Annotated in this window: 11 protein-coding genes; 4 read left to right on the top strand and 7 right to left on the bottom strand. The window is 71.7% G+C overall.

Going from position 1 to position 14,146, the window contains the following annotated elements; genetic code table 11:
* Nucleotides 1-87 precede the first annotated feature (87 nt).
* The gene (locus tag ABGB11_RS13105; protein ID WP_347632287.1) at nt 88-1,173 is read left to right on the top strand and encodes a helix-turn-helix domain-containing protein; all 1,086 of its coding nucleotides are present in this window, start codon (nt 88-90) and stop codon (nt 1,171-1,173) included.
* A 20-nt stretch (nt 1,174-1,193) separates the two neighbouring features.
* Here ABGB11_RS13105 and ABGB11_RS13100 read toward each other — a convergent pair whose 3' ends face one another.
* The 6 genes from ABGB11_RS13100 to ABGB11_RS13075 form a co-directional block, all read right to left on the bottom strand.
* On the bottom strand, nt 1,194-1,541 hold the full coding sequence (locus ABGB11_RS13100; protein ID WP_347632285.1) for a DUF6086 family protein: 348 nt from the start codon (nt 1,539-1,541) through the stop codon (nt 1,194-1,196).
* 61 nt (nt 1,542-1,602) lie between these two features.
* A complete protein-coding gene (locus tag ABGB11_RS13095) occupies nt 1,603-1,890 on the bottom strand; it encodes an antibiotic biosynthesis monooxygenase family protein (protein ID WP_347632283.1) in 288 nt (95 codons plus the stop codon).
* 79 nt (nt 1,891-1,969) lie between these two features.
* Nucleotides 1,970-3,679, bottom strand: coding sequence for an AMP-binding protein (locus tag ABGB11_RS13090; RefSeq protein ID WP_347632281.1), 1,710 nt, complete (start codon nt 3,677-3,679; stop codon nt 1,970-1,972).
* Nucleotides 3,672-5,714 (bottom strand): acetate--CoA ligase family protein, encoded by a 2,043-nt coding sequence (locus ABGB11_RS13085; protein WP_347632279.1) that lies wholly within the window; start codon nt 5,712-5,714, stop codon nt 3,672-3,674. Before ABGB11_RS13085 ends, ABGB11_RS13090 begins: the two co-directional genes overlap by 8 nt.
* Nucleotides 5,711-7,300 (bottom strand): FAD-dependent monooxygenase, encoded by a 1,590-nt coding sequence (locus ABGB11_RS13080; protein WP_347632277.1) that lies wholly within the window; start codon nt 7,298-7,300, stop codon nt 5,711-5,713. The genes ABGB11_RS13085 and ABGB11_RS13080 overlap by 4 nt, the downstream gene beginning before the upstream one ends.
* Before the next feature lie 120 nt (nt 7,301-7,420).
* A complete protein-coding gene (locus ABGB11_RS13075) occupies nt 7,421-8,707 on the bottom strand; it encodes an aromatic acid/H+ symport family MFS transporter (protein ID WP_347632275.1) in 1,287 nt (428 codons plus the stop codon).
* A 190-nt stretch (nt 8,708-8,897) separates the two neighbouring features.
* Here ABGB11_RS13075 and ABGB11_RS13070 point away from each other — a divergent pair, with 190 nt between their 5' ends.
* From ABGB11_RS13070 to ABGB11_RS13060, 3 genes are all read left to right on the top strand, one after another.
* Complete coding sequence (locus ABGB11_RS13070; RefSeq protein ID WP_347632273.1) at nt 8,898-9,740, top strand: PaaX family transcriptional regulator C-terminal domain-containing protein; 843 nt, start codon at nt 8,898-8,900, stop codon at nt 9,738-9,740.
* A 234-nt stretch (nt 9,741-9,974) separates the two neighbouring features.
* Nucleotides 9,975-11,501 (top strand): rifampin monooxygenase, encoded by a 1,527-nt coding sequence (gene rox, locus ABGB11_RS13065; protein WP_347632434.1) that lies wholly within the window; start codon nt 9,975-9,977, stop codon nt 11,499-11,501.
* 131 nt (nt 11,502-11,632) lie between these two features.
* Nucleotides 11,633-12,868, top strand: coding sequence for an epoxide hydrolase (locus ABGB11_RS13060; protein ID WP_347632271.1), 1,236 nt, complete (start codon nt 11,633-11,635; stop codon nt 12,866-12,868).
* A 15-nt stretch (nt 12,869-12,883) separates the two neighbouring features.
* Here ABGB11_RS13060 and ABGB11_RS13055 read toward each other — a convergent pair whose 3' ends face one another.
* Entirely contained in the window at nt 12,884-14,107 is a 1,224-nt protein-coding gene (locus tag ABGB11_RS13055; protein WP_347632269.1) for an MFS transporter, read from the bottom strand.
* Nucleotides 14,108-14,146: the final 39 nt, after the last annotated feature.

Below are 14,146 nucleotides of genomic sequence, written 5' to 3'. Positions count from 1 at the left end.
GCGTTCGGCCGCCGGACAGCCCGCGTCGATTGACGAACACCGTCAATCGACGCGGTCGTCGATCGTCCGACCAGGGACAATGTGCGAATGGCGTTGAGGATCGACATCGGCGGCCGGCCGTCGGGGCGGCTGCGGTTCGCCGCCTCCCCGCTGGCCGAGCTGACCGCGATGCTGCACGTGCTGGCCGAGCCCGGGCATCACCCGCGGCTCGCCGGGTGGGCCGGGGACGTCTGGGCCGGGCTGCCGCCGGAACTGGCCGAGCGGCTCCGGGAAGCGGAGTTCCTCTGGCGCTCCTCACGAGCAGACTTCCTGGTCCCTGCTCGTCCCCGGCCGACCCTCGCCGAGGAGTTGGACGACATGGACCAGATCGACGATGAGGCCTATGTGGCCGCCGCGCTCACCACGACGTGCGGCAGCAACCGGGTCCATTTCGGTGCGCCGTCGCCGCTCGCGGACGCGGTGGCGCGCGAGCGGGCCCTGGACCTGGCCCAGGCCCGCGGGGCGCTCCAAGAGGCCTTCGCGGAACGGCTGCTCGCAGACCCGTCCGCCGTGCGGGCGCGGGTGCGTCACACCCTCGAACAGTGCGCCGAGGCCTTCTTCGACGCCGCCTGGACGAGCGTCGCCGTGCAACTCGCCACCGATCTGCGCCTGAAGAACGACCTGCTGAAGCGCCAGGGCATCGAGGCGGCGCTCGCGTCGGTCTCCAGCGCCGTCACCCTGGCGCCGGACGGCGACTGCATCATCGTGGACAAGCTGCAGGACAACGCGATCGCCGCCCACCACACCGGGGTCACGTTCGTCCCCAGCGTCTTCGGCCGCCCGCACCTGGTGGCGATTCACGCGCGCGGATGGCGGCCGGTGGTGCAGTACCCCGTCGCGGAGCCGAGTCCGTCGGAGCCGGTAACGCTGGAGACGGTCACGCTACGGCTGGAGGCCCTCGCGCATCCGGTGCGGCTGCGGCTGCTGCGCACCCTGGCCCGCGGCCCGCACACCACCGGTGAGCTGGCCCACGCGTGGGGCCTGTCACCCCCGGAGGTCTCCCGCCACCTCGCCGTCCTGCGCCGCGCGGGCCTGCTCACGTCCCAGCGGCAGGGTCGCTACGTCCGTTACAGCGTCAATCTGCCCGATCTGACGGCGCTGGGGACCGACCTCCTGGCGGCCGTCCTGCGCTGAGCAGCTCCTCCGCAACATCGTCACGTCGGCATTCTTCTCGCGAACTCCGGCAGAGCTTGCCAGAAGGCTTCTTGCTCTTCGCTGTCGGGAGTGATCTCCACGCCGCCTCGTTGAAGCATCACCAGGGAGGTCAGCAGTACACCGCGCAACAATTCCTGAGCGATGACGTGGCGTGTGGACATGAGGGCACGGGTGAAGTCACTGAAGACAGCGGTATTGATGTCGTACATGTCTTCAGCGACCGCCTCCAGGCCCGTCGGAATCTCCAACGTACGAGCGAGCGCTTCTGCAAGGTTGACGTACAGCTTCCCAACCCGCAGTGCCGGACTCCAGACCGTCTCGTCGTCGATGTCGAAGATGTAACTCACTATGACCACTCCAGCAGGAAGCTCGGCGGCCGATTCTAGGATCACATCGTCCGCACTCCGCTCAGATCAGTGAGCGCACGTCGGCGACGTCGTACTCGGCCACCGAGGCGGCGAGCATCGCCGCACTCTGCTCGTCGCTGGGGCCACTGCCTCGGAACGCCTCGACGGCCGCCTGCGACTCCCAGCGCTCGAAGATGTTGATGCGACCCGCATCGACAAGGTCCGCGGAGATGGCGAAGTCGAGGCAGCCGGGTGCATGACGGGCCAGCTCCACGACGTTCACGCTGCTCGCGAGGTAGGTTTCGCGCTGCTGCGGATCCACGACGATGTGTCCTGCGACGATGACCATGCTGCTCCCCCAGCTCAATTCGAACGGGCTGTCGCTGATGGTGACCGTCGACCGAAGCGAAACTCATCGGCGAGAACCGTCATCTCATCTGCGCCGAGCCTGCTGCCTGGTGCTCCTCGTCCAGCCGCCGGGCTATGTCGGCCCGCAGCGCCTTCTTGTCGATCTTGCCGAGCTTGGTGGCGGGAAGGGCGTCCACCACGACCACCCGGTCGGGGAACTTGAAGCGGGCCACGCCCGCTCGTTCCATGACGTCGTGGACGTCCTGCACCGCCAGGCCGTGACCCGGGTCGGTGACGGCGTACAGGCAGACGCGTTCGCCCAGTTCGGGATCGGGCATCGCCACGGCGGCGGCCAGGCTGACGCCGGGCACCCGGTACGCGAAGTTCTCGATCTCCTCGGCCGAGATGTTCTCCCCGGCACGGTTGATCATGTCCTTGTCGCGGCCCTCGACGACGAGGTTGCCGTCCGGGCGCAGCCGCACGATGTCGCCGGTGCGGTACCAGCCGTCCGCGGTGAACGCGCGCGCATTGTGCTCCTCGGCCCGGTAGTAGCCCCGCGGCGTGTAGGGACCGCGGGTCAGGAGGAGGCCCGGGGAGCCGGTGGGCACCGGCCGGCCCGCCTCGTCGACGACGAGGATCTCGTCGTCGTCGCACATCGGCCGTCCCTGCGTGGTGCAGACGACGTCGTCCGGGTCGTCGAGGCGGGTGTAGTTGAGCAGACCCTCCGCCATCCCGAAGACCTGCTGGAGGGTGCAGCCGAGTGCCGGCCGGACGCGGCGCGCCACCTCGTCGGCCAGGCGTGCGCCTCCGACCTGCAGGACCTTCAGTGAGCCGAGGTCGCGGTCCGGGTCGGCGGGACGGTGGTCGATCCAGCGCTGGGCGATGGCGGGGACGACGGCCGTGGCGGTGACGCGCTCGCGTTCGATGGCGGCGAACGCGTCCTCGGGGCGGTGCGACCCCATCACGGTGCGGCCGCCACACAGCAGCGTGCCGAGCAGTCCGGGGCAGGCCAGCGGGAAGTTGTGGGCGAGCGGGAGCGCGGCGTAGTAGACCGTGTCCGGTCCGAAGCCGGAGACCTCGGCGCTGCGCCTGGCGTTGTAGACGTAGTCGTCGTGGGTGCGGACGATGAGTTTGGGAAGGCCGGTGGTGCCGCCCGACAGCAGGAACAGGGCCACCGACCGGCTGTCCGGACGGTAGGAGTCCACGGTCGCCCGCGGGGCCGGCCCGTCCGGCGGGGCGCACAGCGCGTGCATGTCCACCGCGCCCGGAGCCGCCGGCCTGCCCAGCACCAGCAGGTGCCGGAGCCACGGGGCGTCCTGCTGGATCGCGGCGGCCATCGCCTGGTGGTCGAAGCCCTTGAGCTCGTCCGGGACCGCGATCGCCACGGCCTCGGCGTGCTCGGTGAGGTAGGCGATCTCGTGCCTGCGGTGGCCCGGCAGCGCCATCACGGGGATCACCCCGAGGCGCAGGCAGGCGAGGGTCAGGACGGCGAACTCGATGGTGTTGGGCAGTTGCAGGACGATCCGGTCGTCCGGACGCAGCCCGAGTCCGGCGAGGCGCAGGGCGGCGGCGTCGGCGCGTTCGATCAGGTCCCGGTACGTCAGCCTGCGACCGTCCTCGACGAGGGCGACCGCGTCGGGGCGGGCGTCGGCGACCGCGAGCACCTCGTCACCGATGGTCCGGCCGCGCCAGTAGCCCGCCTCGACGTAGCGCCGGGCCGCGTCCTCCGGCCACGGGACGACATGGTCGGACGTCGGGCTCGGCCCTGCGGGGCGTGTCGTTTCAGGCATCCTCTTCCTCCTGGCGGACGACGACGGCGTCCAGTGCGATGAGTCCGTCGGCGGTGAGCCGCAGTGGATTGATCTCGATGTCGGCGACGTCGGGGCTCGCGGCCAGCGCGGCGGACAGGGCCGAGACCAGCACGCCGAACTCTCGCCGGTCAAGGACGGGGCCACCGCGCCATCCGCGCAGCAGCGCGCCCGCCGCCAGGTCGTCCGGCATGGCCGCGGCGGTCGCCGGGGAGACGGGGGCGAGCCTGATCGCCACGTCCGCGAGCGCCTCGGCCGCGGTGCCGCCGAGGCCGGCGAGCACGACGGGCCCGAACACCGGGTCGCGGCGGACGCCCACCACGAGGTCGACGCCCGCGGGCGCCATGGCCTCGACGAGGACGCGGTCCGCGCCGATGGCGTCCAGGGCGGTGTCGAGGTCGGCCGGGGTGCGGACGTCGAGCCGCACGCCGCCCGCCTCGGTCTTGTGCAGGATCCCTGCGTCCAGCACCTTGACCGCCACCGGCGCGCCGAGGTCCGCGAGCGCCCGGTGCGCCTCCTCCCGCGAACCGCAGGCGCGGCGTCGCGGGGTACGTACGCCGAGCTTCTCCAGGAAGGTCTTGGCGGCGTGCTCATCGAGGGGGCCCGGCGGGAGGGGGTGTCCGGGCGCGGGCTCCTCGCCGGTGCCGCGTTCGGCGCGCTGCCGGGCGTCCGTCACCAGCGCCCGGACGGCGTTCGCCGCGGCCGACGGAGTGGTGAGCGCGGGCACACCGAGCTTGTGGAGCCGGGCCCGCTGCTCGCGCACCTCATCGTCCGGGCCGCCGGCGGCGACGACGGCCGGGGCCGCCGATGGCAGGCCCGCCGCCTCCGCGGCCGCGGCCAGGTCGACGCTGCCCGGCTCCGTCAGCGCGTAGACCGCGAGCAGGTCGACCTGCTCGTCCGCGGTGACCGTCTCCAGCAGTGCGGGGAACGTCTCGCCCGGACGTCCGGTGTCCACCGGGTTGCGCTGGAACGTCAGCGGAGGGAGCAGTTCGCCGAGGCGGGCCTGCGTGCCGGCGGAGAATTCGGGGACGCGGACGCCGTCGGCCCGGGTCCGGTCGGTCAGGAGCAGCCCGGGGCCCGCCTGGGCGGTGACGATGCCGAGGCCGGGATCGGCGGCCGGACGCAGCCGGACCCGCGACAGCGCGGTGAGCGCGTCGACGAGTTCCCGCTCGTCGTCGACCACCACGGCTCCGGCGGCGCGGACGGCGGCGCGGGTGGTGTGCCAGGACGTGGCGAGCGCGCCGGTGTGGGAGCGGGCGAAGTCGCCGACGTCGGTCCGGCCGACCACCAGGGCCGCGACCGGTTTCACCGCCGTCAGCCGGCGCAGGGCGGCCACCAGCCGCGGCCCGTCCGGGACGGTCTCCAGATGCAGGGCGACCGCCGCGGTCTCCGGGTCCCCGGCGAGATGGTCGAGCACATCGGCGGCGGTGACGTCCAGCCCCGCGCCGATGCCGACGCCGAGGCTGAGCCCGTTGCCGGCGGCGGCGAGCTCGAACGCCAGCGCGTGGTTGACCCCGCCGCTGGCCGCGACGACGGCGATGCCGCCGGACGGCACCAGGGCCGCGCCGGGCACGAAGCTCGCGGTGAGGCCCCGGGCGGGGGCGAGGAAGCCGGAGGTGTTGGGGCCGAGCAGCCGGACGCCGGTCTCCGCGGCGACCCGGCGGAGGGCGCGCTCGGGTTCCCGCCCGGCCGGGCCGATCTCGCCGAAGCCGCCCGCGCAGACGAGCGCGGCTCGGCAGCCGGCCGCCGCGGCCTCGGCGAGCGCGTCCGCGCAGGCCGCGGCCGGAATGCAGAGCACGGCCAGGTCGAGGCCGGCGCCGGTGTGCGCGCGGGCCTGCGCGACGGACGCGAAGACGCCGGCCGCCGGGTCGGGGTTGCGGGAGTTGACCAGCGCGCGGGCGCCGGGGAACCCCGCGAGCGAGCGCGCCATGGCCGCGCCGAGCTTGTTCCCCTGCTGGGAGGCGCCGACCACGACGACGCCGGAGGGAGCGAACAGGGGGGTCAGGTCTCCGTTCACGCGGGCCGCCCGGCGGTCTGCGAGCCGACCAGGTCGGCCCGGCCGGACAGCAGCAGCGTCTCGGCACGGTCGTCGTTCAGCGATTCCTCCACGATCAGGGCCGGGACGCCGTGTCCCAGCCGGGCCTGCTCGCCGAGCAGAACGCGGGTGAGCGGCGTCCCGCCGTGGACGGCCACCAGCGGTGGTGGGCCGGCCTCCACGGCGGTGGCGAGGCGTCCGAACACGCCGGACAGGTCGGACTCGGCCTCCGGTGCGGCGAGCCAGAGGCCCTGGCCCGCGCCGGGTGCCGTCGTGTCCCGCAACGGCACACGCGCGCCGCCCGGCAGGGCCGCGACGGCACCGTCCTGGGACGTTTCGACGGTCGCCAGGCGTCCGGTCGAGAGGTGAGGGCCGACCTTCAACGGTGAGTCGAGCGGCGCCGAGCCCTGCCGCCTGCGCCAGTCCGCTTCGACGTCGGCGACGAAGGCCGGGTCTCGGCGGGCCAGCTTGGACTTGCCGATGCTGCGGGACAGGAAGTGGAAGGCGAACTGGAGCGGCTCGAAGGCGTCGTGGTACCGGCCGAAATGCTCCCACCAGGCCAGGCTCGGGCGGGCCGAGCCCTGGATCCTGTCCACCGGCGGCTTGCGGGCCGCCTCGTAGGCGGCCAGCGCGGCTTCGAGGTCGCCGGGATGGGCGGCGAGGCCGGCGGCGAGCGCGACGGCGTCCTCCATCGCCATCTTCGTCCCCGACCCGACGGAGAAGTGGGCGGTGTGCACGGCGTCGCCGAGCAGGACGACCTTGCCCGCGTGCCAGCGCTGCGCCCGCCGGGTGCGGAAATTGGCCCAGCGCGAGTTGTTCACCAGCAGCCGGCGGCCGTCGATCTGCTCGGCGAACAGCTCCTCCAGGTAGCGCCTCGTCTTCACGTCGCTCGGGCCCGGCGGGCTCGCGACGTCGAACTCGTCCAGCCCGGCGGCGCGCCAGGTCTCCTCGTCGGTCTCGACGATGAAGGTGCTGACGTCCGGGCCGATCGGGTACCCGTGGACGGCGAACACCCCGTGCGGGCCGCGCTGATGGACGAAGGTCAGCCCGTCGAACATGTAGTCGGTGCCGAACCAGATGAACTTGGCGGTCGCGACGTCGACCCGCGGGCGCAGTTCCGCGGCGAGGCGCTCGCGGAACCGCGAGTTGGTCCCGTCCGCGGCGACGATCAGGTCGTAGCCGGCCAGCTCCTCGGGGCCGGAGACCTCGGCGCCGTAACGCAGGTCGACGCCCACCTCGGTGGCGCGGGCCCGCATCAGGGCGAGCAGCGTCCTGCGGTGGATCGCCGCCATGCCGTTGCCGCCGCAGGTGACCCGCTCGCCCTTCAGCCGGACCTCGATGGAATCCCAGTGCCTCCCCTGGTCGGCCAGTGCCTCGCGCAGCACCGGGTCGGCCCGGTGGATGCCGGCGAGGGTCGCGTCCGAGAACACCACGCCGAACCCGAACACGTCGTCCGGCCGGTTGCGTTCGAAGACCGTGACCTCGACCGAGGGGTCGGCCTGCTTGATCAGCGTCGCGAAGAACAGCCCGCCGGGGCCGCCTCCCACGCACGCGATCCTGGACACCATTGGGACACCTGCCTCCTGTCGAAGCTCCCCGTACGGCCGTTCCGGCAATCTGCCGCGCCGCCGGTCTTTGCCGGTTGTTGCAGGTCTGGACGGTCGCCGGGGGCGGCGGCCGTCCGGACGTCAGGCGGGCATCTTGACCCCCGTCTCGGCCGGGACGGCCGCCTTCTCCCTCGCGGGCAGGAATAGCACCAGGGCGGCACCGGCCGCGGCCGGGATCGCGAAGGCGTAGAAGTTCCAGGACACGTCGACGTCCGCGGCCAGCAGGTACCCGCCGAACGTCGGCCCGAGAATGGCGCCGAGGCGGCCGATCCCGAGCGTCCACCCCAGGGCGGTCGCTCTGACCTGGGCGGGGAAGTGCATCGCCACATAGGCGTTGACCATGATCTGGGTGCCGACGGTGCCGAAGCCGGCGACCGCCACGAGCGCGTACATGACCGGCTTGGCCGTGGTCTGGCTGAGCAGTGTGATGGAGACGGCCGCGGTGAGGAACGCGGACGCGGTCACGGGCTTCATGCCGAGCCGGTCCCCCAGCGGCGCGACGAGGATCGTGCCGAACACCGCGCCGGCGTTCATCACGACGAGGAACAGCAGCGAGCCGGACAGCGGGTAGCCCGCCGACTTCATGATCTGCGGGAGCCAGGTGTTGAGGCCGTACACCAGCAGCAGGCCGAGGAAGCTGGTCAGCGCGAACAGCAGGGCCGGCGTCAGGTGCCGCCGTTCGAACAGCTCGGCCAGGTGCCGCCGGGACGTTCCGGCCGCGGTGCCGGGCCGGGCGCCGGCGCGGGCCCCGGTCGCGTGGCGGCCGCGCGCGGCCAAGAAGCTCGCCGACTCCGGCAGCAGCCGCCACAGCACGGGCACCAGCAGCAAGGGGGCCGCGCCCGTCCAGTACATGACGCGGAAGCCGTGCTCGGGCATGAGCTTCATGGTCAGCACGGCGGCCAGCACGCCGCCCACCGAGTAGCCGGAGAACATGATCGCGTTGTTCAGGCTCCGCCGGTCGGCCCGCGAGTACTCGGCGGTGAGGGCGACGGCGGTCGGCATGACTCCGCCGAGGCCGAGCCCGGCGAGCAGGCGGCACAGGCCGAACCAGCCGGGGCCCGGGGCGAGGGCGCAGCCGATCATCGCGACGGAGAACCAGCCGACCCCGATCATCAGGACGCGGCGGCGGCCGATGAGGTCGGTGACCGCGCCCGCGACGAGCGCCCCGGCGAGCATCCCGATCAGCGCGTAGCTGCCGATCGCGCCGGCCTCCGTCTTGGTCAGCCCCCAGTCCTGGTACTCCAGCAGGCCGGGGAGGGTCGCCCCGTAAACGATCAGGTCGTAGCCGTCGAAGACGATCACCGCGAAGCACAGGGACATGACGGTCAGCTCGGTGCGCCGGGCGATTCGCGCAGGTGGTGGGCTCATGGCGGCCTCCCTCTTCCAGGGCCGGGGGGAAGATGTCCAGGAGTATGTGTCATCTGAATGACGTACGTCAATAGAATGAAACTGATCGAGGGCGAGCCAGTACTGGTTCTGCTCCGTCATCAGTCACTCTGGCGACGGCCGCCGAGCATGAGATAGTCGGTGAGCACGCGTCGACAGGAGGAGTCCACCGGTGAAGCCCAGGTCCGTGGTGTTCGATCTCTTCGGTGACTACGTGCGGTACCGCGGAGGGTCCGCGCGGATGCGCACCCTCGGCACCCTGATGGGGTGCTTCGACATCGGAGAGAGCACGGTTCGGGTGGTGCTGTCCCGGCTGCGCAAGGAGGGCTGGTTCGACGCGCACCGGGAGGGGCGGGAGAGCGTCTACGCGCTGAATCCCCGCAGCCTGCGCCTGCTGGACGAGGGCCGCTCGCGGATCTTCGACCGGGTGCGGGACGAGTGGGACCGCACCTGGCACATGGTCATCTACTCGGTGCCCGAGACCGATCGCGCCGTCCGGGACCGGATCCGCAAGGAGCTGGCGTGGCTCGGGTTCGGGCCGCTGGCGCCTTCGACGTACATCTGCCCGCACGACCGCGTCCAGCAGGTGCTGGAGAACTTCGCCGACGAGCCGGTGGTGCGGCTGGACACCCTGCGCTGCCAGTCGCGCGGCCTGCCGGTCGACCGCGACATGGCCGCGCGCTGCTGGGATCTGGACACGCTCAACGAGGACTACCGGGCGCTGATGCGGACCTACCGCGGCCGGCTGGCGTCCTACCGCGCGGGGCACCTGAGCCCGCAGGAGGCGCTGATCGAGCGGATGCGGCTGACGTACGACTACCGGAAGTTCCCGTTCCGCGACCCGGACCTGCCGGTCGAGCTGCTCCCGGCGGGCTGGGTCGGCCGCGAGGCCCACGAGATGTTCCTCGAGGCGCACTCCCTGCTCGGTCCTCCCGCCGAGCGCTTCTACGACGAGGTCGCGGGCCTGTCCACCCCGACGGCGACGCGTGCAGAAATGTCGACGAACGACGTCTAGCTGACACATAAGCATGGCCGTGCCCTCTTGACGGAATGATCATGCGAGTGGAAAAAGAGTGGACGCGGTGAGGGCCGGGTTGTAGCTTGCGGGTGGCCGTGACGCTGACCGAGGAGGTGAGTCCCCATGAACGCTGTATCGATGGGGGTGCTCCCCCTTCCCGTTACGGTCGGGCGATCGATGTAGGTGTCGCCGGGAGCGCCTCGCCAAAGGCACTCTCGAAAGGCAACACCCATGCACTCTTCGCAGTTCACCCCCGAGCCGTCGTCCAGCGATGCGGCCGAGCGCGACGCCGTCCCCGGACGGCGGTCGGCCTCCCCCGATGGCACGCCCCCCACGTTCGACGTGATCATCGCCGGCTGCGGGCCGACCGGTGCGATGCTGGCCGCCGAGCTGCGGCTGCACGATGTACGGGTACTCCTTCTGGAGAAGGACACCGAGCCCGCGTCGTTCGTCCGCATCGTCGGGCTGCATATCCGCAGCCTTGAGCTGATGGCCATGCGCGGGCTCCTCGATCGCCTTCTCGAACACGGAAGGCGGCGTCCGGCCGGCGGCTTCTTCGCGGCCATCAACAAACCCGCTCCCGAGGGGCTGGATTCCGCCCACGCCTATCTGGTGGGCATCCCGCAGCCGGTCATCGTCCGCCTGCTCGAAGACCACGCGATCGACCTGGGTGCGCAGGTCCGGCACGGTTGTGCCGTGGCCGGCTTCACGCAGGACGACGAAGGCGTGACCGTCGAACTGGCCGGCGGGGAACGGCTGCGGTCGCGTTACCTCGTCGGCTGCGACGGTGCGCGCAGCACGGTACGCAAACTGCTCGGCGTCGGCTTCCCCGGCGAGCCCTCGCGGAACGACACGCTGATGGGCGAGATGGAAGTGGGCGCGCCGCGGGACGAGATCGGCGCCAGGGTGAGGGAAATCGGCGAGATCCACAGGCGGTTCTGGCTCAGGCCCTTCGGCGAGAAGGTCTACAGCGTCGTCGTCCCCGCCGCGGGAGTCAGCGATCGCGCGGAACCACCGACCCTCGAGGAATTCAAACAGCAATTGCGCGCCATCGCGGGAACCGATTTCGGCGTGCACTCCCCGCGCTGGCTGTCCCGCTTCGGCGATGCCACCCGGCTGGCCGAGCGCTACCGGGTCGGCCGGGTGCTGCTGGCCGGGGACTCGGCGCACATCCACCCGCCCATCGGCGGTCAGGGCCTCAACCTGGGCGTTCAGGACGCATTCAACCTGGGCTGGAAGCTGGCCGCGCAGATCCGCGGCTGGGCCCCGGACACACTGCTCGACACCTACCAGGCCGAACGTCATCCGGTCGCCGCGGATGTGCTGGACAACACCCGCGCCCAGATGGAACTGCTCTCCCCCGAACCGGGCCCGCAGGCCGTGCGCAGGCTGCTCACCGAGCTGATGGACTTCGACGAGGTGAACCGCCACCTGATCGAGAAGATCGCCGGGATCGGTGTCCGCTACGACGTCGGCGAGGGCCCCGCCCTGCTCGGCCGCCGCCTGCGCGACATCGAGGTGAAGCAGGGCCGCCTCTACGATCTGCTGCATCGCGGCCGCGGCCTGCTGCTGGACCGCACCGGACGCCTCACCGCCGGCGGCTGGTCGGACCGGGTCGACCACCTCGCGGATCCGACCGCGGCGCTGGACGTTCCCTGCGTCCTGCTACGTCCTGACGGTCACGTCGCCTGGGTCGGCGACGATCAGCAGGACCTGGACGCCCACTTCTCCCGCTGGTTCGGCGAGCCCGCCGGCTGATCAGGTAGTGCGCTGGTCCATCGCAGGTTGCGGTGGTCGGAGGGCCAGCGACAGCATGGCGTTGTCGGCCTGTCGGCGGATCGATCGCCGACAGGCCCACGGCACCGCTTTCCACGCTAAGGAACCACGCCATGACCTCCTCACACGGCTTCCCGCTGGAGCCGACACCGATCCATGTGCCAGACGAGGCCCTTGATGACCTGCGCGCCCGTCTCGCCTCGACCCGTCCGCCGCTGGACGAGGGGAACGAGGACTGGTCTTACGGCGTGCCGGACAGCTATCTCCGCGGGCTGGTCGCCTACTGGCGGGACGGATACGACTGGCGCAAGGCCGAGGCCGCCATCAACGCCTACGAGCATTACCAGGTGGACGTCGCCGGTGTTCCGGTGCACTTCATGCGCAAGCCCGGCCGCGGGCCTCGCCCGATCCCGTTGATCCTCACCCACGGCTGGCCGTGGACGTTCTGGCACTGGTCGAAGGTGATCGATCCGCTCGCCGATCCAGGCGCGTCCGGCGGTGACCCCGCCGACGCGTTCGACGTCATCGTGCCGTCACTGCCCGGCTTCGGTTTCCCCGGCCCGCTCGCCGGCTTCCCGGACGTGAACTTCTGGAAGGTCGCCGACCTTTGGCACACCCTGATGACCGAGACCCTGGGGTACGAGAAGTACGCCGCCGGGGGCTGCGACATCGGCGGGATCGTCTCCAGCCAACTCGGTCACAAATACGCCGGCGAGCTGTACGGCGTCCACATCGGTTCCGGGCTGCCGCTCAACTTCTTCTCCGGGCCCCGCGCCTGGGACTTCGCCCGGAACCGGCCCCTCACCAACGACCAGCCGGACGACGTCCGCGCCCGCATCATCGAGATGGACCACCGCTGGGCGTCCCACCTCACCGTGCACATGCTCGACGGCGCCACGCTGGCCCACGGGCTGAGCGACTCGCCCGCCGGCCTGCTCGCCTGGCTGCTGGAGCGCTGGAACGCCTGGAGCGACAACGGCGGGGACGTCGAGTCGGTCTTCACCAAGGACGATCTGCTCACCCACGCCACGATCTACTGGGTGAACAACTCCATCGCGACGTCGATGCGTTACTACGCCAACGCCAACCGCTACCCCTGGGTCCCCGCCCACGACCGCACTCCCGTCGTGGAGGCCCCGGTGGGGCTCACCTTCGTCTCCTACGAGAACCCGCCCGGCATTCACACCGCCGACGAGCGCGTCCAGGCGTTCAAGGCGGGCCCGCTGGCCGCCTATTTCAACCACGTCAACGTCAATGCCCACGACCACGGCGGCCACTTCATCCCCTGGGAGAACCCCGAGGCCTGGGTGAGCGACCTACGCCGCACTTTCCACAACCGCAGACCCTAGCGGGAGCGGTGTGGATCAGCGCCTGGCTGCGGGCCGGTCCTCCCTCTGGGAGCTCATCGGCTCCTGGCGTGCCGACACGTCCACGCCTCGGGAACCGAAGCCGCTGAGGTGCAGTAGCGCCGGAGTGAGGACGACCAGCGCGACCGCCAAGACCGCGACCGCGACCATGGCGCCGCGCAGTCCCACGGCATCGGCCCAGAGCCCGACGTAGACCGGACCGACGAGGAAGCCGAGGTAGGAGACGCTCGTGACGATCGACGTCGCGCGGCCCCGGCGGGACTCGTCGACGTTCCGCGAGACGACGCCGAGGAGGGTCGGGAACAGCACCGCGGTTCCCGCGGCGGCCACCGCGAGCCCCAGCCCGGCGATGAGCAATGTGGGCGCGGCGGCGATGAGGGCGGCGCCGATTGCGGCGGCAGACGCGCCGATGAGAAGGACGGTCCGTGCGTGTTCGGCCCTGAGGCCTCCGAAGGAGAACCGCGTGACCGCGACCGTGCCGGCGAACACGGCGGGCGCGACGGCACTCAGCCCCGTGCTCGACCGGAGCTCGTCGTGCGCGAAGACCGCGCTCCAACTCTGGTGCGCGTTCTCGCTGGCGAACGCGAGCGCGCCCAGTGCCCCGATGAGCAGGTACGGGACGATCTCGCGGCGCCCGAACGGTGCCGCGTCCGCGGTCGGGGTCCGCTCCTGCAGAGGAGTGGACGCATGACCGGCCAGCGCCCTGACCAGGAAGCCACCGGCCAGCAGGCCGAGAACGGCGACCGCCGCGAACGGGACCGCGAGCGGTAGCGACGCGGACGACGCCAGCCCGGTGGCGAGGCTCCCGAAGACCACCAGGCTGGAGAAGACGCCGTGGGCCCGGGTGATGACGGGACGGCCTGCCGCCTTCTCGGCCCGTCCGGCGGCGGCGTTCATGGACACGTCCGCCGCCCCGCTGGTGGCACCGACGACGGCCAGTCCGGCGCACAGGCTCGCGGCGTCCACCGCGGTCAGGGCCAGCGCGGCGCCCGCGACGCCGAGGGCGGCGATGACCACGGCCGAGACCGCCAGGCCCCATCGATCGAGCGCTCTGCCCGTCAGCAGCATCGCGGGCAGAGCTCCGGCGCCCACGAACAGCAGCGCGAAACCGAGCTGCCCGTCGCTGACGCCGGCCTGGTGCTGGACCCGCGGGACGGAGGCTCCCCACACCCCCCAGAACGCACCGAACACGGCAAAGGCCACGACCACCGAAACGATCATGTGACGGGACGAGGGGGCATGCATGTGTGTAACGATACA

The sequence above is a fragment of the Actinomadura sp. B10D3 genome (assembly GCF_039871695.1).
GTDB lineage: Bacteria > Actinomycetota > Actinomycetes > Streptosporangiales > Streptosporangiaceae > Spirillospora > Spirillospora madurae.
The sequence above is the reverse complement of the archived record's forward strand: the minus strand, read 5'-3'. Positions and strand labels throughout refer to the sequence as shown.